Raw genomic sequence first — 17917 nt, forward strand, 5'->3', positions numbered from 1 at the left:
GCGGGCGGTGGGCCGGGTCCGGCCCGGAAACGACGGCGGGCAGGCGACCGCGTGCGGCCGCCTGCCCGCCGTAAGCCCGCGCCCGTACGCGCCGTACGCGCCCGTACGAGGCGAGCGACGCGGCGTGGCCGTGGGCTACTCGCTCTTGCCCTTGTCCTTGCCGTTGCCGCTCTCCGCGATCTCCTTGTCCACCAGTGAGTTCAGCTGCTCCGGCGTCATCGGCGGGCTGCCCTGCGAGTCCGCCTTCAGGTGGGTGCCGTCCAGCTTGACGGTGGGCGTGCCCTGGACGCCGGACTTGTCGAACTTCTTGGAGATCTCCAGCGCCCAGGCGTCGTACGTCCCGTTGTTGACGGCCTTCTCGAACTCCTTGTTGCCCTTGAGCTCCTTGACGTTCTGCGCGATGTCGATGAGCCCCTGGTCGTCCGCGAAGGCGTCGTCGGACTCCTCGGGGTGGTGCTCCTTGGAGTACAGCACCTCCTTGTACTCGAGGAACGCGTCCGGGCTGACGTTCAGGGCGGCGCCGAGCGCGCTGAGCGCGTTCTTGGAGCCGGTGCCCTTGGCCGCCGGGTTCTCGTCGAGGAAGGTGCCGAAGGTGAACGACGCCTTGTACTTCCCCTTCTCGATGTCTTCCAGGATGACCTTGCCGTTGCTCTGCTCGAACGTGGAGCAGATCGGGCAGCGCATGTCCTCGAAGATGCCGAGGGTGTGCTTGGCCTTCTTGTCACCGACGACGATCTCGGTGCCGTTCTTGCCGGACGTGTTGGCGGGCGCGGCGTACTTCTGCTTCGTACCGTCCACCGTGACGCTGCCGCCCTCGCCCTTGGCGGCGAGCTTCTTGGCGGCGCTCCAGTCGCTGGAGTCTCCCTCGCCGCCGTTGCCGCCCATGCTGGAGACCGCTACGCCGATACCGGCGGCGACGGCGAGGACGGCGACGATCGAACCGCCCACGACAAGCTGGCGGCGGATCTTCTCGCGCTTCGCCTGCTTCTCGCGTTCGGCGCGCAGCCGCTCGCGGGCGGCGCGCTTGGCTTCCTGGCTGTTGCGCTTGCTCATGGTCGTTTTCTCCGTGTCGTACGTGTCGGGGGACGTCGTGTGCTCAGGCGGCGGTCGCCAGGGCGTACGGCGGCCCGCGACGCAGCACGGAGTGCCGGATCAGCGGGAACTTGCGGGCGGTACGTACGGGCAGCGCGCGGGCCGTACCGGCGGGCGGGCCGTCCGCGGCGCTCGTACGGCAGGTCGCGACGGCGAGCAGCAGCGGCCGGAACGCGGTCGCGGCCGCCGCGCGCAGCAGCCGCGCGACGGCGGCCTCGCCGCGGCGCAGCCAGGCTGCGGCCAGCAGCCCGACGGCCACATGCGCGGACAGCAGCAGCCACGGCGAACCGGCCGGGGCGGCGGCCTGCAGCGGAAGCGACGAACCGCCGTGGGCCATCTGGGCGAGGGGCGTACCGAAGTCGCCTCCGGCACAGACGAAGTCGATCCCCACGGACCGGAGCGGCCCGGTCACCGGGCCGCCGGCCTGTCCGTAACAGGCGTGCTGACCGGTGGTGAAGACGGTGTCGGCGAACAGCTCGAGCGGGATCAGCAGGGCGGCTATGCGGAAGTAGCCGCGCTCGCGGTCGGCGAGAGCGAAGGCGAGCAGGAAGACGCCGGCGCTGACGGCGACCAGGGTCACGGGCGGCACGGGGGTGCCGGACAGCAGCACGTGGGCGCCAGCGGACAGGGCGACGCACAGCGCGGTGAAGACCGCTGCCCGCGCCGTACGGAAACCTGCCTCTGCTATGCCCATCGCCGCCCGAGTGTGCCATGGCGGGGGCTAAGCGGCAGCTAAAGGGGTCCGCAACGGGACTCTCCCGGTATTCGACCGTTACGCACGGCCCGCTTGCGCCGTCCGCCTGCCCCGGCCACATCCGGCCCGTCCGGCGTTTGAGGACGGCCAGGGGCGGCCACCGGCCCGTCTGCTTGGTAGCGGACTCAGCCACATCCAGCCCGTCCGGCGCTTGAGGACGGCCCGAAGCGGTCACCGGGCTGCCGGTGGCCCTGCTGCTCGCGGCACACCGCACGTACGTCGTGGCCGAGGGCCGTCCTCAAACGCCGGACGGGCTGGAGGTACGCGCCGGACCGGGGAGAGAATCGGTCAGCGGACCGAGGCGCGCCGGTACGCCCACGTCGCCACCGCCAGCGACACCACGCCGACCGCCGCGCACACCCCGAGGTCCAGCGCCACCCGCGCCCACTCCGGGGAGGACTCGAGCGCGCGGGCCAGCGCCTCGACGCCGTACGTCGACGGCAGTAGATCGCGTACCCACTGCACCGGCCCCGGCAGCTGGTCGCCCGGCAGGACACCCAGCAGCAGCGCGGCCGACATGCCGAGCTGGCCGCATACGGTCGCGAGCTCCGCCCGCGGGGCGAGCAGCCCGAGTGCCGCGCCCAGGCCCGCCAGGGCGGCGCCGGCGAGCGGGATGACCGCCACGAGCACCCACAGGCCGCTCAGCGGCAGTCCGAACAGCACGCTCCCGGCCACCGCCGTGAAGACGACGCCGGGCACGGTGAACGAGGCGTACGCCCCGGCCGCGCCGAGGACCACCGCGGCGGCGGGCACGGGCAGCGTGGCGTAGTGGTCGAGGCCGCCGCTGGCGCGGAGCTGGCCGAAGTACTGGGCGAGCAGGTTGAGCGCGACGAACGCCACGACCAGCACGCTCGACCCGGCGACGACCGCGCGCGCCTCCGCGCCGCCGTCCACCACCCCGCGCATCAGGACCATGATCCCCAGCGACTGGAAGGTGGCCACGAACAGCAGCGGGATGCGCGCCACGCGGGCCCGTGAGAGCTGCGCCCGGTACACGGCGCCCATCGACGGCCACAGTCGCGCGCGGGGCGCGAGCGGCGCGGGAGCGGGCGTGCCGGCGGCGGGCGCGCGGGTCGCCGCGCCCGCACCGGCCTGACCGTCCGCACCCGCAGGGCCACCCGTACCCGCCGGGCCACCTGCCGACCCGGCCGCCGGTTCGCCGAGCGCGGCGCGGCTCTCCGCCGCCGCGGTGCTCACCGCGCCTCCGCCGCGCGGTGCGGCGCTTGCGGCGCCCGTACGCGCGCCACGCGGTGCGGCGCCCGTACGCGGGCGGGGCGCGGCACCGGGGCCGTCCGCACGTGCCTCACGGCGTGCCTCACGGCGTACCTCACGTCTTCACCAAGCCTTCCGTACGGCCCCCGAGTGCCAGATAGACGTCCTCCAGGCTCGGCGTGGCGAGCGTGAAGTCGTCGAGTGCGGCGAAAGCGGGCCCGGCCGTCACCGTGGCGACCGCGTCGCGCGCGGCCTCCGGGGTGAGGCGCAGGGTCCAGCGGCGGCCCGCGACGGCCGCGTCGGCGCCGAGCGCGGCGACCTCCGGGACCTCGACGGGTGCCCGGTCGCGCCAGACCAGTTCGAGCCGCACGTCGTCGCCGATCAGCGCCTTCAGACCGCCCGGGGTGTCACAGGCGATCACCCGGCCGCGGTCCATCACCGCGACGCGGTCCAGCACGGTCTCGGCCTCGATCACGTTGTGGGTGACCAGCACCACGGTCGTGCCGTGGTCCGCGCGGCGCCGGTCGACGGCCGCCCACACCGCGCGCCGCGCGACGGGGTCCATGCCGGTGGTCGGCTCGTCGAGCACGAGCAGCGGCCGTTCGCCCGCGAGCGCGGTCGCGACGCAGGCCAGCCGCCGCTGGCCGCCCGAGAGGTTCCGCAGGGGGCGGCCGGCGATGGCGCACAGCTCCAGCTCGTCGAGGACGGCGTCGCGCGCGTGCCGCGCCGCGCGCAGCTCGAGGCCGCGCAGCCGCGCCGTCGTCTCGACGGCCAGCGACACGGTCAGCTCGTCCAGCGCGCTCGATTCCTGCCCCAGATACGCGAGGAGCCGCGCGGCCCGTTCCGGATGCCGTACGAGGTCGTGCCCGAGCACCTCGACACCGCCCGAGTCGGGCCGCAGCAGTCCGGTGAGCTGGCGTACGAGGGTGGACTTCCCGGCGCCGTTCGGGCCGAGCAGGCCGAAGACCTCGCCGCGGCGCACGGTGAGGGTGACGCCGTCGGTGGCGCGTACCTCGGGCGTGGCGGGTGTGCCGCGCCGCGCGCGGCCCGGCGGATACGTCTTGACCAGGTCGCTTGTCCGCACGACGGCCTGCGCTGGCGTCCCCATACTGCCCACCGCCTGCCCCGTGCCCGCTTCCACGAACTACGAGGGTACGCGGCCCGTCCGCGCGGCCCGCGTGGAGGGGGGTCGAGCGGGGCATACAGGGGCGACTTCGACACGACGGGCGCGGGCCGTACGCTCCCCGCGCCCCCGCGGGTGCTACTCGGCCGCCGGCGACCGCTCCGTGGCCGTCAGCGCGTCCACCTCGCGCCAGAAGCCGGCGCGGATCGCGTACCGGTCGTGCTCGTCGATCTGGTCGTCCTTGTGCGCCAGCAGCCCGAACCGGGCGGCGTACCGCAGCAGTTCGCCGTCGATGCGGTGGGGGATGCGCGGGTACTCGCCGGACAGGTGGTGCAGATGCGACTGGCTGCTCAGCCGGGCGATCCAGCGCCGTGCGAAGACCTGGCCGACCTCGAACGGGTCGCCGCTGACGGCCGTGATGTCCTCCTCGCGGTCCGCCCACCGCTGCTCCGCCGTGGTCAGCTGCGCCAGCATCGGCAGCGCGGCGATCTCGGGCGCCTCGCCGCCCGTGCTCGCGCGCTCGATCCAGCCCTTGTCGGACGACCAGCGCAGCGTGGCCCCGGCGGATGTGGCCGGCTGCGTGTGCGCGGGGCCGTGCGGTGGACGGCCGAGCCCGGCGAGGTCCTTCGGGGTGGGTACGCCCGTGCTCTCGGTGCGCTGCGGGGGCGCCTCCTCGGCGGTCCGCTCGGCGGCGGCGTCCTCGGGGGCGCGTTCGCCGTCCGCGGTGGTGTGCTCGGCGGGCGGTGCGGACGAGGCGGGCGCGCCGCCGTTCTTCGCCGACTCCGGCAGCGGCGCCGCGAGGATCGCGGCGATTTCCGGCCTGGGCTCGGGCTGCGGTGCGCAGACGCCGCTGAGGTCCTTGGCGCGTACGGCCCGGGTGATCCACGTACGGTCCAGCACGCGGCGTTCGTCGGCCTCGGCGACCAGGTCCTCGGACTGGTTGTAGTCGCCGTCGGCGGCCTGGACGGCCCACAGGTGGACGGCGACGCCGTGCTCCTTGGCGGACATCAGACCGGGCAGCAGGTCGCCGTCGCCGGTGACCAGCACGATGTCGGAGCAGGCGCGGTTGCGGGCCAGTTCGGTCAGCTCCGCGTGCATCGCGGCGTCGACGCCCTTCTGCGCCCAGCGGCCCTCGCTGCGGGTGAGAGCGCCCAGCCGCACCGTGACGCGGGGCATGACGCGCAGCCGGCGGTGCTCGGGCTGCGGTACGCGGTCGGGGGCGCCGTCGAACCAGTAGATACGCAGCAGCGCGCACTCCGTATCGCCCTCGGCCCGCTCCCGCAGGGCCTGGATCAGCGCCGTGTGGTCGACGGTGATACGGGAACGTGTGGGCTCTCCGGCCAGCAGGCTCGCGGCGGCGCCCAGCAGATATCCGGCGTCCACCAGGACGACGCAGCGGTCCACGTTCCACCTTCTCTCGCAGCGCGTTTCCCTCGAGTCTGCCCGACGGCACGAGGGTTAACTGCCTGAACTCGATCACCGGCGTGGCGGGCCCAGAATACTGGCCTCACTCATGGTAATTGCCTGGAATGCGGCTTTCCTCCCCTCATGTAAGGCTGTTTCCGGCCCCACGTTGAGAGACCCCATCCAGGAGGACGGTCATGGCCAAGAACAAGAACCGGGAACGGAAGCAGCAGCGGAGCAGCGCCGCCCAGCGCGGCGCCGAGCAGTCGAAGAGCGAGGCGGAGGCGGCCGCGGCGGAGGACATGAAGTCCGAGGGCAGCCCGGCGCAGGTGGCGCACAAGGGGCGGAAGAAGAGCTTCGGGCACAACTGACGCCACCGGCCCCGTGCCGCTGAGCGGACAGCGAGGAGCGCGCCCCCGTACCCCGGGCGCGCTCCTCACTGTCCGCTGAGCCGTACCCAGGGCTAGGTTTGTCCCCGGCCCGTGTGGCGGGCGGTCGCACCTACGGCTTTCAGGGGGGATGGTCCGATGAGCGAGGACGCCACCGCGCACGAAACCGGCACCGCGCACGACACCGCCGAGCAGCTCAGCAGACGGATCGACACCAGCAGGGCGCATCCGGCGCGCGTCTACGACGCGTTCCTCGGCGGCAAGGACCACTACCCCGCCGACAGCGAGGCGGCCAAGGCGGCGCTGGCGGCCAACCCGCGCGGCTACCTCGACGTACGGCACAACCGGGCGTTCCTGCGCCGAGCCGTCGGGCAGCTGGCCGCGGAGGCGGGCATCCGGCAGTTCCTCGATGTGGGCACCGGGCTGCCGACGCAGGAGAACGTCCACCAGATCGCGCAGCGGACCGCGCCCGAGTCGCGGGTCGTCTACGTCGACAACGACCCCGTGGTGCTGGTGCACGCGCGCGTCCTGCTCGACAGCGGGCCCGCCGGCCGTACCGACTACGTCGACGCCGACCTGCGCGACCCCGCGACGATTCTGCGCGAGGCGGCGCGGACGCTGGACTTCGACCGGCCGGTCGGGCTGGTGCTGGTGGCGATCCTGCACTTCGTCGAGGACGAGGAGGCGTACGCCGCCGTACGGGAGCTGCTGGCCGCGCTGCCGTCCGGGAGCCATCTGGTGCTGAGCCACCTCACCGCCGACCGGAACCCGGAGCGGATCACGAAGGTGGCGGAGACGTACCAGAAGCGGGGGCTCACCTTCGTCCTCCGGCCCGAGGCGAAGATCCGGAAGTTCCTCACCGACAACGGGCTGGAGATGATCGAGCCCGGACTCGTGCCCGTGCACCGCTGGCGGCCCGACCACCGGCCGGACGTAGAACGCGAGTCCGCCGCGGACGGCGGTGCGGGCGGCGCGGAGGGTGCGGGCGGCGCGGACGGCCCCGACCGTACGGACCGCGGGGACGGCACCGTCGTGGAGCGGGACGGCCGGGACGGGCTCGAGGACGTCGGCCGGACCCGCTACCGCGACATCGCCGATGTCACGGACGCGGACATCAACATCCTCGCGGCGGTCGCCCGCAAGCCCTGACACCGGCCGGAGCCGGCCCGCCTCCCGCTCCGGCCGCGCGCGTACGTCCCGGCACGCGCGCGGCCCCCGTACGGGCGGTGGCTCAGCCCGCCAGGCAGGCGGGCCCGAGCAGCTGCTTGAGGTCACCGAACAGTGCCGGGTCGACGGTCACGCGGTGCCGGTCCAGCCGCAGCACGGTCGTACGGCGAGTGCCCTGCAGCTTGACCCGGACCTCCGTGGCGCCGCGGTGGTGGGTGAGGACCTCGCCGAGCTTCTCCACCAGCGGCGGTGTGATCTTGACCGTGGGGATGGTGATGGTCACCGGAGCGTTGGCCGACGCCTCGCTCAGGTCCGGGATCATCAGCTCCATGGCGACCAGCCGCGGCACGTCCTCGCGCTTGTCGAGCCGCCCCTTGACGAAGACGACGGCGTCCTCGACGAGCTGGGTGGAGACCAGCTGGTAGGTGGCGGGGAAGAACATGCAGTCGATCGAGCCGGCCAGGTCCTCCACCGTGGCGATGGCCCAGGCGTTGCCCTGCTTGGTCATCTTGCGCTGCAGCCCGGAGATGATGCCGCCGATGGTGACGATCGCGCCGTCGGAGTAGTCCCCGCCGGTGAGCTGGGCGATCGCCGCGTCCGCCTTGTCGTTGAGGACGTGCTCCAGGCCGAACAGCGGGTGGTCCGAGACGTACAGCCCGAGCATCTCCCGCTCCTGCGCGAGGAGATACGTCTTCTCCCACTCGATGTCCGAGAACTCGACGTCGAGCCCGAAGGCGGGCTTGTCGTCGCCGGTGTCGTCGCCCATGCCGCCGAAGAGGTCGAACTGGCCCTCGGCTTCCTTCCGTTTGACCTGCACGACGTTGTCGATCATCGTCTCGAAGTGCGCGGTCAGGCCCTTGCGGGTGTGCCCCATCGCGTCGAACGCGCCCGCCTTGATCAGCGACTCGACCGTCCGCTTGTTGCAGACGACCGCCTCGACCTTGTCCAGGAAGTCGGGGAACGAGGCGTACGCCCCCTTGGCGCGGCGGCACTTCACGATGGAGTCCACCACGTTGTTCCCGACGTTCCGCACGGCGGTCAGGCCGAAGACGATGGTGTCGTCGCCGCGCGGCGTGAAGTTCGCCTCCGACTCGTTGACGTCCGGCGGGAGCACCTTGATGCCCATCTTGCGGCACTCGTTGAGATAGACCGCCGACTTGTCCTTGTCGTCGCGGACCGAGGTGAGCAGCGCCGCCATGTACTCCGCGGGGTAGTTCGCCTTGAGGTACGCCGTCCAGTACGTGACGAGGCCGTACGCCGAGGAGTGCGCCTTGTTGAACGCGTATCCCGCGAACGGCACCAGCACGTCCCAGACGGCCTGGATCGCCTCGTCCGAGTACCCCTTGTCCCGGGCGCCCTGCTGGAAGTTGACGAACTCCGCGTCCAGGACCTCCTGCTTCTTCTTGCCCATCGCGCGGCGCAGCAGGTCGGCCTGGCCCAGTGAGTAGCCGGCGAGGACCTGGGCGGCCTTCTGCACCTGCTCCTGATAGACGATCAGGCCGTGGGTGATGCCCAGGACCTCCCGGAGCGGCTCCTCCAGCTCCGGGTGGATCGGGGTGATCTCCTGCTGCCCGTTCTTCCGGAGGGCGTAGTTGATGTGCGAGTTCATGCCCATCGGGCCCGGCCGGTACAGCGCCGAGACGGCGGAAATGTCCTCGAAGTTGTCCGGCTTCATCAGCCGCAGCAGGGAGCGCATCGGGCCGCCGTCGAACTGGAACACGCCGAGCGTGTCGCCCCGGCACAGCAGCTCGAAGGTCTTGGGGTCGTCCAGCGACAGGTCGAGGAGGGTGAGGTCCACGCCCTTGTTCTTCTTGATGAGCTTGACCGCGTCATCCATGATCGTGAGGTTCCGCAGGCCCAGGAAGTCCATCTTCAGCAGGCCGAGCGCCTCACAGCTCGGATAGTCCCACTGCGTGACCACCGTGCCGTCGTTCTTCGGGGAGAAGACCGGCACATGGTCGATCAGCTTCTCGCTGGACATGATCACGCCAGCGGCGTGCACGCCCATCTGCCGGACCAGGCCCTCGATGCCGCGCGCCGCGTCGATGACCTTGGTGACGTCGGGCTCGTTCTCGTACATCGACCGGACCTCGCCCGCCTCGCTGTACCGCGGGTGGTCCTTGTCGAGGATGCCGGACAGCGGGATGCCCTTGCCCAGCACGTCGGCGGGCATCGCCTTGGTGATCCGGTCGCCCATCGCGTACGGATAACCGAGCACGCGGGAGGCGTCCTTGATGGCGGCCTTGGCCTTGATGGTGCCGTACGTGCCGATCATGGCGACCTTGTCGGCGCCGTACTTGTCGGTGACGTACCGGATGACGTCACCCCGCCTGCGCTCGTCGAAGTCGATGTCGACATCGGGCATGGAGACGCGCTCGGGGTTGAGGAACCGCTCGAAGATCAGGCCGTGGTCGATGGGGTCGAGGTCGGTGATGCCCATCGCGTACGACACGATCGAGCCCGCCGCCGAGCCGCGGCCCGGGCCGACCGCGATGCCGTTGTTCTTGGCCCACATGATGAAGTCGGCGACGACCAGGAAGTATCCCGGGAACCCCATCTCGACGATGATGTCCATCTCGTAGTCCGCCTGCCGCTGCCGGTCCTCCGGCACGCCGTTCGGATAGCGGCGGGCCATGCCCCGCCTGACCTCCTCGCGGAACCAGGTCACTTCGGTGTACCCCTCGGGCACGTCGAAGCGGGGCATCAGGTTCTGCGGCTCGAACATGCCCGTGGTGTCGACCCGTTCGGCGATGAGGAGCTGCGTGTTCCGGCAGCCCTCCTGCCAGGCGTCGGAGGAGTCGATCGCGTACATCTCGGCGGCCGACTTCAGGTAGTAGCCCGCGCCGTCGAACTTGAAGCGGTCGGGGTTGGAGAGGTTGTTCCCCGTCTGGATGCACAACAGGGTGTCGTGCGCGGCGGCTTCGCGCTCGTACGTGTAGTGGGAGTCGTTCGTGACGACGAACGGCGCGCCGATCTTGCGGGCGATCTCCTCCAGGCCGTCCCGCGCGCGCTTGTCGATGTCGATGCCGTGGTCCATCAGCTCGACGAAGAAGTTCTCCTTGCCGAAGATGTCCTGGTACTCCCCGGCGGCCTTCAGTGCCTCGTCCATCTGGTCCAGCCGGATGCGGGTGCTGACCTCGCCGGAGGGGCAGCCGGTGGTGGCCATCAGGCCCTCGGCGTACTCCGCGAGGAGCTCCCGGTCCATGCGCGGCTTGCGGAAGAAGCCCTCCAGGCTGGCCCGCGACTGGGCGCGGAAGAGATTGTGCAGACCGGTCTCGTTACGCGCCCACATCGTCATGTGCGTGTACGCGCCGTTGCCGGAGACGTCGTCCCGCTTCTGGTGCGGGGTGCCCCACTTGACCGGCCGGGTGTTGCGCCGCGACTCCGGGGCGAGATACGCCTCGATGCCCATGACCGGTGTGACCCCGGCGTCCTTCGCCTGATGGAAGAAGTCGTACGCCCCGTGGAGATTGCCGTGGTCGGTCATCGCGATGTGCGACATGCCCATCTCGTTGCACGCCTTGAACATGTCCTTCAAGCGCGCGGCGCCGTCCAGCAGCGAATACTGAGTGTGCACATGCAAGTGTGTGAACTGCTGGTCTGTCACGGGACGGGCCACCTCCGGCGCGGGTCTTCAGGGGCGATTCAGGAGTCTACGACCCGGCACTGACAACGCGTCGCCCGATCCGCCGCGCCGCCCGCCGAAGGTGCTGTACGGGCACCGCCGCGGCCGCCGCGGCGGTGCCCGCGGGCCCCGCACGGGCTCCGCCGAAGCCGCCGCGGACCCGGGCACTCCGGGCTACCCTCGCGCGTTGGAAGCAGCGGACGCACGAGCAGTAAGTAAGGGGCACTCCCATGGCAACCCAGCAGGCCGGCGCGGCCGAAGAGCGCGGCGAGCGGATTCTCGAGGTGTTCGGCACCGCCTTCGGCGAGCTGCTGGCCGCCGATCCGGCCGCCTTCCAGGTCAAGTTCCGGAAGATGGCCGCTTCCGCCTTCGCCTTCTACCGCGGCACGGCCTGCCTCTTCTACGCGGACCAGGACGCCGGCAAGGCCGGCGGCCCGTTCCTCGACGACCGCACCGCCCGGGTCTGGATCCACGGCGATCTGCACGCCGAGAACTTCGGCACGTACATGGACGCGAACGGCCGCCTGATCTTCAACGTCAACGATTTCGACGAGGCCTTCGTCGGCCCGTTCACCTGGGACCTGAAGCGCTTCGCCGCCTCCGTGGCCCTCCTCGGGTACACGAAGGCGCTCAGCGACGGGCAGATCACCGCGCTCGTCCGGACGTACGCGGTGGCCTACCGCGAGCGCATCCACGCACTGGCGGCGGGCGCCAAGGGCGACGAGATCCCCTCGCTGAACCTCGACACCGCCGAGGGCCCGGTGCTCGCGGCGCTGCGCGCGGCCCGCGCGCACACCCGCTTCGGGCTGCTGGACAGCATGACCGAGATCCGCGACTGGGAGCGCCGGTTCGCCCCCGGCGGCGGCGCGGTCGACCTGGACTCGGCGACGCGCTACAAGGTGTTGGACGCCTTCGACGGCTATCTCGACACCCTGCCGGGCAGCTCGGACATCCGCCCCGACGCGTACCGCGTGAAGGACGTCGTGGGCCGCCGCGGCATCGGCATCGGCAGCGCGGGCCTCCCGTCGTACAACATCCTGCTCGAGGGCCACAGCGACGCCCTCGAGAACGACCTCGTGATCTACATGAAGCAGGCCCAGACCTCCGCCGTCTCCCGGCACATCACCGACCCCGAGATCCGGGAGTACTTCCAGCACGGCGGCCACCGCACCGTGATCTCGCAGCGCGCCCTCCAGGCGCACGCCGACCCGTGGCTCGGCTGGACGGAGCTGGACGGCGCGGGGCAGCTCGTCGCGGAGGTCTCGCCGTACGCGGTCGACCTCGACTGGTCCGATCTGGACAGCCCCGAGGAGATCGCCCAGGTCGTCGCGGACCTCGGGCGGGCCACCGCGACCATGCACTCGGCGGCTGACGACGAGAGCGGCCACTCGCTGGTCCCGTTCTCCACCGAGCGGGCCATCGACGCGGCGATCGCGGCCGACGAGGAGGGCTTCCCGGAGCTGCTGGTCGACTTCGCGCACGAGTACGGCTCGGTCGCGCGCCGTGACCACCAGATCTTCGTCGACCTGTTCCGGAACGGGCGGATTCCGGGGCTGTAGGGGTCGCGGGTGCACCGTGACACGGCCGTCCGGCGTCCCCGTGCCGAACGGGCGCCCGAGCCTGGCACGATGGCGGTGTGACGGCACCGAAACCCTCCTCACCGAACAGCGATCACTCGCAGCGGCAGCACGACCCCTGGGCGGCTCCGCCCCAGCACGCCGGGCCGCAGCACGGCGGCGGAGCCGGGGGCGGGCCCGGCGACGGGGGCGGGAAGCCCCCGTCGCTCGCGGAGGCCCTGCCGGTGCGGCAGGAGGCACGTGACGCGGTGCTCGTCACGCTGGCCGTGGCGGTGCTGGGTGTGGTCTTCGGGCTGCTGTGGCTGTGGCTGGCGCCGCGGGTGCCGCTGATCTCGGACGGCGACGCCGTCTACCTCAAGCACCCCGAGGGCGAGGAGGCGATGGGTGCCGACGGCACCTTCGTCCTGCTCGGGCTCGGGCTCGGCGCGCTGGCCGGGACCGCCGTGTTCTGGTTGCGGCGGCAGGGCGGCGTCGGCCTCGTGGTCGGCCTCGCGGCCGGCGGCCTGGTGGCCGCGCTGATCGGCTGGAAGCTCGGTGTCTGGCTGGGCCCGACCAGCGACCTGGCGGCGCACGCGAAGGACGTGGGCGAGGGCAAGACGTTCGACGCCCCGCTGAAGCTGGAGGCGAAGGGGGCGCTGCTGGCGTTCCCGTTCGCCGCGCTGGCGGTGCACCTGGCGTTCACGGCGGCGTTCGGCAAGCGCGACCCGGAGCCGCCGCTCCCGCCGGCGCCGCCACCGGCCTGGTGAGGCCGGGCACGGCCGGGCACGGCCGGATCGGTGGGCGTACGTACGGCGCCGGACGCGGGGCGTACGGCGCCGGGTTGACGCGCCGGGCGTCAGGACGGGCGGCGCCCGTGGTTGGCGTGGCCCTTGCGGACGCGCCAGCGGCGCTTACGGGTGCGCTTCGACACGGCGGAACCCCCTTGCTGGGTGGTCGGCCTCGCACGGCCCTTCTTTGTACCTGCCTGTGTACGTAGCCGAGGTACGCCCCCGTGTGAAGCCCCGCCGCCGCCCGGTTCCGGCCACATCCGCGCTCCGTGTGCGTACGGACGGCCGGGCCGGTTACGTACGCGCGATCGGCGCCGTCGTCGCGCCCGTCAGCGCGACCAGGTCGCCCGGCGCCAGTTCGATCTCCAGCCCGCGCCGCCCCGCCGACACGCAGACCGTGTCGTGCCCCTCGGCCGAGGCGTCCACGACCGTGGGCAGCCGCTTGCGCTGCCCCAGTGGGGAGATGCCGCCCCGTACGTACCCGGTGGTGCGTTCGGCGGCGGCCGGGTCGGCCATCGCCGCCCGCTTGCCGCCGGCCGCCGCAGCCAGCGCCTTCAGATCGAGCGACGCGGAGACGGGGACGACGGCGACGGTGAGCGCCCCGTCGACATCGGCGACGAGGGTCTTGAAGACCTGCTCGGGGGAGAGGCCGAGCGCCTCGGCCGCCTCCTCGCCGTAGGACGCGGCGGCCGGGTCGTGCTCGTAGAAGTGGGTGGTGAAGGCCACCCCGGCCTGGGTGGCGGCGACCGTGGCGGGCGTCGCCGAGGACTGCTGCTTCTGCTTCTTCTTCGCCATGGCCTCAGTTGGGGCTGGTGGGGCGGCGGGTGAGCTCCGCCGCCGGGAGCGAGGGAAGCTTACCGATCACCGCCGTCTCCCTGCGAAGGAGTTTCAGCTCCTCGGCCAGCCGCGTCGCGGTGTCCGGTGCCTGGAGCAGCCGCTGCTTGGCGGGGGTGTCCAGGACGGTCGCGGCGGCGACGAGATACGAGACGACGGACGGGTCGTCGGGCAGCTCCTGCCCGGCGGCGAGGGTCCGTTCGCGGGCGCTGGCGAGCCGCTTCTGGTACGCGCGGAACGCGCGCAGGACGCCCGACGCGAGCGTACCGGCGCCCTCGCCCTCCTCCTCTTCCAGCTCTTCGACCTCGCCGACGAGGTACGGACCGCTGGCGTCCACGGACAGCAGGCGGAAGCGGGTGGTGCCGGTGGCGAGCACTTCGTAGCCGCCGCTCTCGTCCTCGTCCGCCTCGCCGGGACTGCCGGAACCGGAACCGGCACCGGAACCCGCGCCCGTAGCCGAGTCGTCCTCCTCCTCGTCCGCGACGACGCCGCCGGAGCGCTCGCGGATGGTGGAGGCGTCGGCGACGCAGCCGACGCTGTAGAACGACTTCATCGGGTCGGGCCCGAAGCCCGCCGTCGGGTCGGCGCCCGCCGGCTGCGCGGAGTCCGGCAGTCCGGCGGCGGTCGGCGCGACCTCGCGGCCGTCGCGGATGGCGACGACGCCGAAGCGGCGCGGTGCGTCCTCCGGGATCTCCAGCAGGTCGCGCATCAGCGCGCGGTACCGCGGTTCGAAGATGTTCAGCGGCAGCACGAGGCCCGGGAACAGCACCGAGTTGAGCGGGAAGAGCGGAAGCGCGGTTGTCACAACGGGTAAGCCTAAAGCCTTCCGCGCCCCTCTCGTGGCTGACCGGCGTGCCTCACTGCCGGCGCAGCAGCCGCGTCGCGCCCGCGGCGACCGTCGTGGCGAGCACCCAGCCCAGCAGGATCATCGCGGCGGCCAGCCACTGGTACCAGCCGTGCGGATTCCGCGCCGTGTCGTGCCCGAAGGTGATGACGGGAAGCAGCAGGTCCAGCGAGTACAGCACCGGGTTCCAGTCCGGCGACTCGCCTTCCTTCAGCGGGCTCGGCTTGTCCGCCGCGAACAGCACCGCCCCGGCGGCCCAGACGACGGCCATCCACAGCGCCGCCTGCCCCGGCCGGTATCCGTAGGCGACGGTCACGTCCTGGAGGTAGCCCCAGAGCTTCCCCGCCAGCGGCAGCGTCTCCCGCCGCCGGCGCTGCTTCGCGAGCAGGACGGCGCGGGCGTCGGCGTCCTCGCCGCTGTTCCGGTACACGTTGGCCAGCTGCTCGTACGGGCCGGGGGAGTACTCGGGTGTCGCCGCCGCCAGCCACTGCAGCCGCTGCTGGAGCGAGAAGTGCCCGCGGTGGATCAGCTGCTGGTACGTGAAGCCCGCCATCCACAGCCGTTCGTCCTTCGGCCAGGACCCCACCTTGTCCACGAGGTTCTCCACCGAGGCGCCGGACAGCACGACCACGCCGCGCTCCGGCGCCTGCGAGGTGAAGCAAAGCTCCGGTGTGGTGACCCGGCGCAGCGACAGCTCCTGGTCCCGCTCCAGCTGGAAGCGCGCGTTGTCCAGAACGAGCTGGCTGCCGAACCGCCCGTCGTCCAGCTTCACGCCGCCCGTGCACTCGAAGCGCTTGGTGCGGCGCCGGGTCGAACCCGGGTTGCTGTACGGGTAGTACGTGCCGGTCGGCGGCGTGGCGCCGCCCTGGATCAGCCGGGACCGGTCCGGCTCGGCGTCGGCGAAGTGCGCGAACTGGTCGACGGTGAGCTGCGGCGCGTGCAGCGCGTACCGCCCGTGCCGGTTCCGCAGCACGCTGCCGTACATGAACAGCGAGCCGCCGACCGTCGCGCCGCGCAGCGACACCTCGCCGTCCGTGACGAGCAGGCTGGCCTGGAGCTCCTGCGAGACGTTGAGGCCGTCGGCGGCGATCGCGCGGATGTGCCGCCCGCTGCCGACGGTGGCCTCGTTCAGCAGCAGGTCGGTGCCGATGGTGGCGTCCGTGAGGCGGATGCCGCCGGGGATGCTGCACCGGGCCAGGTGCAGGTCGCCCTCGATGCGGGCACGCGCGGCCTCGAGCCGGGGGATGTAGCAGTTCATCATGCGCGCCGTGGCCAGCTGGGCCTCGGGCATCAGCACCTCCTTCTCGAAGCGGCACTGGCGCAGCTCGAAATACGGCTCGATGGTGCCGCCGGAAAGGTTCAGCTTGCCCGTGATGTACGCACCGGTGAGGTGCAGCGAAGCGACCCGGCCGAGCAGCGCGGGCGGCCCGTGCAGCAGGAGCAGCGCGATGACCCGGGCGCGTACGGTGCGCCGCGGCCCCCAGTCGTGCTCGCCGTTCGGGTCGTCCAGCTCCGCCTCACCGCTGCTCAGATCGTGCTCGCTGCCGTTCCGGAACGCCTGCCACATGCCCCACTCGGCGGTCGTCAGCTGCAGGCCGGCGGGCGGTTCGCCCGGATCCGACGGATCGCTCACTTTCGTTCCCCCTCAGTCCCGCGGTCTCCCCGTCCCTTACCCCTCCGTGACCGGACGAACGCTAGTGGCAATGGTGACCTTGTGGGTCACATATCAGTCAGTGATACGGGCGCCCGGCCGCCGTTTCCGGTCTGCGAGAATGGGTTTCGTGATCTCCCGAATCGATCTGCGGGGTTCTGTCCCCTCCGGCGCCGCCGGAGCGCCCGGTGACGGAATCGACCGCAGCCTGCTGCCGCGCGCCGAGCTCGACGTCGAAGCCGCCCTGGAGAAGGTGCGGCCCATCTGCGACGACGTGCGCCATCGCGGCACCCGGGCACTGATCGACTACGCCGCCCGCTTCGACGGCTGCACCCTCGACCGCATCCGCGTCCCGGCCGAGTCGCTGCACCGCGCCCTCGACGGGCTGGACCCGGCCGTACGGGCAGCGCTGGAGGAGTCCGTGCGCCGCGCCCGTATCGTCCACCGCGACCAGCGGCGCACCGACTCGACGGTGCGGGTCGTGCCCGGCGGCACCGTCACCGAGCGGTGGCTGCCGGTGGAGCGCGTCGGGCTGTACGTGCCCGGCGGTCAGGCCGTCTATCCGTCGTCCGTGGTGATGAACGTGGTGCCGGCGCAGGAAGCCGGCGTCGGCTCGCTGGCCGTCTCCTCGCCGCCGCAGTCCGCGCCCGGCACGGAGTGGGACGGGCTGCCGCACCCCACGATCCTCGCGGCGTGCGCGCTGCTCGACGTGGACGAGGTGTACGCGGCAGGCGGCGCCCAGGCCATCGCCATGTTCGCGTACGGCACGGAGGACTGCCGCCCCGCGCAGCTCGTCACCGGGCCCGGGAACGTCTATGTGGCGGCGGCGAAGCGGCTACTCAAGGGCCGTATCGGGATCGACGCCGAGGCCGGGCCCACCGAGATCGCCGTGCTCGCCGACGACACCGCCGACGCCGCGCACGTCGCCGCCGACCTGATCAGCCAGGCCGAGCACGACACGCTTGCCGCCGCCGTGCTGGTCACGCCGTCCGAGGCGCTGGCCGGGGCCGTCGAGCAGGAGCTGAAGGCGCAGGTGGCAGCGACCAGGCACCAGGAGCGCATCACCGAGGCGCTGGCCGGACGGCAGTCCGGGATCGTCCTCGTGGACGACGTGGAGCACGGCCTCGCCGTCGTCAACGCGTACGCCGCCGAGCACCTGGAGATCCAGACGGAGGACGCCGCCGGAGTCGCCGCCCGGGTGACGAACGCGGGCGCCGTCTTCGTCGGGGCGTACGCCCCCGTCTCCCTCGGGGACTACTGCGCGGGGTCCAACCACGTGCTGCCGACGGGCGGTTGCGCCTGCCACTCCTCGGGCCTGTCCGTGCAGTCGTTCCTGCGCGGCGTCCACGTCGTGGACTACTCACGGGACGCGCTCGCCGAGGTCACCCACCACGTGGTGGCGCTCGCGGAAGCCGAGGACCTGCCCGCGCACGGGGCGGCCCTCGAGGCGAGATTCGACTGGAAGGTACCTCGGTAAG

The 17917-nt window shown here is 72.2% G+C and carries 15 protein-coding genes; 5 read left to right on the top strand and 10 right to left on the bottom strand.

Translation table 11 applies throughout. The annotated features are described in order from the left end of the window. Window positions 1-135 precede the first annotated feature (135 nt). The 5 genes from DVA86_RS08345 to DVA86_RS08365 all read right to left on the bottom strand — a co-directional run bounded on the left by DVA86_RS08345 (window position 136) and on the right by DVA86_RS08365 (window position 5585). The gene (locus tag DVA86_RS08345) at window positions 136-1053 is read right to left on the bottom strand and encodes a thioredoxin domain-containing protein (RefSeq protein ID WP_208877019.1); all 918 of its coding nucleotides are present in this window, start codon (window positions 1051-1053) and stop codon (window positions 136-138) included. 43 nt (window positions 1054-1096) lie between these two features. Further along, window positions 1097-1786, bottom strand: coding sequence for a hypothetical protein (locus tag DVA86_RS08350; RefSeq protein ID WP_208877020.1), 690 nt, complete (start codon window positions 1784-1786; stop codon window positions 1097-1099). 348 nt (window positions 1787-2134) lie between these two features. Continuing rightward, entirely contained in the window at window positions 2135-2863 is a 729-nt protein-coding gene (locus tag DVA86_RS08355; RefSeq protein WP_245997563.1) for an ABC transporter permease, read from the bottom strand. A 310-nt stretch (window positions 2864-3173) separates the two neighbouring features. Then, complete coding sequence (locus DVA86_RS08360) at window positions 3174-4166, bottom strand: ABC transporter ATP-binding protein (RefSeq protein WP_208877022.1); 993 nt, start codon at window positions 4164-4166, stop codon at window positions 3174-3176. A gap of 153 nt (window positions 4167-4319) precedes the next feature. Continuing rightward, entirely contained in the window at window positions 4320-5585 is a 1266-nt protein-coding gene (locus DVA86_RS08365) for an NYN domain-containing protein (RefSeq protein ID WP_208877023.1), read from the bottom strand. A 197-nt stretch (window positions 5586-5782) separates the two neighbouring features. Between DVA86_RS08365 and DVA86_RS08370 the strand changes: the two genes are divergently transcribed. Both DVA86_RS08370 and DVA86_RS08375 read left to right on the top strand, forming a co-directional pair. Next, entirely contained in the window at window positions 5783-5956 is a 174-nt protein-coding gene (locus tag DVA86_RS08370) for a hypothetical protein (RefSeq protein ID WP_208877024.1), read from the top strand. A gap of 156 nt (window positions 5957-6112) precedes the next feature. Next, window positions 6113-7123, top strand: coding sequence for an SAM-dependent methyltransferase (locus DVA86_RS08375; RefSeq protein ID WP_208877026.1), 1011 nt, complete (start codon window positions 6113-6115; stop codon window positions 7121-7123). Window positions 7124-7205: 82 nt separating this feature from the next. Here the strand turns inward: DVA86_RS08375 and dnaE are convergent, their stop codons facing one another. Further along, window positions 7206-10748, bottom strand: a complete 3543-nt coding sequence (dnaE, locus tag DVA86_RS08380; RefSeq protein ID WP_208877027.1) for a DNA polymerase III subunit alpha — start codon at window positions 10746-10748, stop codon at window positions 7206-7208. Between the two features lie 248 nt (window positions 10749-10996). Between dnaE and DVA86_RS08385 the strand changes: the two genes are divergently transcribed. Further along, window positions 10997-12325: a DUF2252 domain-containing protein gene (locus tag DVA86_RS08385; RefSeq protein WP_208877028.1), complete on the top strand. Its 1329-nt coding sequence runs from the start codon at window positions 10997-10999 to the stop codon at window positions 12323-12325. Window positions 12326-12402: 77 nt separating this feature from the next. Beyond that, complete coding sequence (locus DVA86_RS08390; protein ID WP_208877030.1) at window positions 12403-13089, top strand: hypothetical protein; 687 nt, start codon at window positions 12403-12405, stop codon at window positions 13087-13089. Between the two features lie 89 nt (window positions 13090-13178). On the opposite strand, the gene DVA86_RS36430 is transcribed toward DVA86_RS08390, so the two are convergent. The 4 genes from DVA86_RS36430 to DVA86_RS08405 are packed head-to-tail and all read right to left on the bottom strand — an operon-like array spanning window position 13179 to window position 16421. Further along, a complete protein-coding gene (locus tag DVA86_RS36430) occupies window positions 13179-13370 on the bottom strand; it encodes a hypothetical protein (RefSeq protein WP_484421917.1) in 192 nt (63 codons plus the stop codon). A gap of 34 nt (window positions 13371-13404) precedes the next feature. After that, entirely contained in the window at window positions 13405-13905 is a 501-nt protein-coding gene (gene ybaK, locus DVA86_RS08395) for a Cys-tRNA(Pro) deacylase (protein WP_208877032.1), read from the bottom strand. A gap of 4 nt (window positions 13906-13909) precedes the next feature. Next, window positions 13910-14749 carry an LON peptidase substrate-binding domain-containing protein gene (locus DVA86_RS08400; RefSeq protein WP_208877033.1) on the bottom strand — a complete coding sequence of 280 codons (840 nt, stop codon included), beginning with the start codon at window positions 14747-14749 and terminating at the stop codon, window positions 13910-13912. A gap of 52 nt (window positions 14750-14801) precedes the next feature. Beyond that, on the bottom strand, window positions 14802-16421 hold the full coding sequence (locus tag DVA86_RS08405) for an oxidoreductase (protein ID WP_208877035.1): 1620 nt from the start codon (window positions 16419-16421) through the stop codon (window positions 14802-14804). Between the two features lie 148 nt (window positions 16422-16569). Here DVA86_RS08405 and hisD point away from each other — a divergent pair, with 148 nt between their 5' ends. Next, window positions 16570-17916, top strand: coding sequence for a histidinol dehydrogenase (gene hisD / locus DVA86_RS08410; RefSeq protein WP_208877041.1), 1347 nt, complete (start codon window positions 16570-16572; stop codon window positions 17914-17916). The last annotated feature ends 1 nt before the right edge of the window (window position 17917 follow it).

This window comes from Streptomyces armeniacus, assembly GCF_003355155.1.
GTDB classification, from domain to species: Bacteria; Actinomycetota; Actinomycetes; order Streptomycetales; family Streptomycetaceae; genus Streptomyces; species Streptomyces armeniacus.

Coding starts and splice junctions, on each gene's coding strand:
- DVA86_RS08385 (WP_208877028.1), top strand. CDS start 10,997: ATGGCAACCCAGCAGGCCGGCGCGGCCGAAGAGCGCGGCGAGCGGATT.
- DVA86_RS08370 (WP_208877024.1), top strand. CDS start 5,783: ATGGCCAAGAACAAGAACCGGGAACGGAAGCAGCAGCGGAGCAGCGCC.
- DVA86_RS08375 (WP_208877026.1), top strand. CDS start 6,113: ATGAGCGAGGACGCCACCGCGCACGAAACCGGCACCGCGCACGACACC.
- DVA86_RS08360 (WP_208877022.1), bottom strand. CDS start 4,166: ATGGGGACGCCAGCGCAGGCCGTCGTGCGGACAAGCGACCTGGTCAAG.
- DVA86_RS36430 (WP_484421917.1), bottom strand. CDS start 13,370: ATGTGGCCGGAACCGGGCGGCGGCGGGGCTTCACACGGGGGCGTACCT.
- DVA86_RS08350 (WP_208877020.1), bottom strand. CDS start 1,786: ATGGGCATAGCAGAGGCAGGTTTCCGTACGGCGCGGGCAGCGGTCTTC.
- ybaK (WP_208877032.1), bottom strand. CDS start 13,905: ATGGCGAAGAAGAAGCAGAAGCAGCAGTCCTCGGCGACGCCCGCCACG.
- DVA86_RS08345 (WP_208877019.1), bottom strand. CDS start 1,053: ATGAGCAAGCGCAACAGCCAGGAAGCCAAGCGCGCCGCCCGCGAGCGG.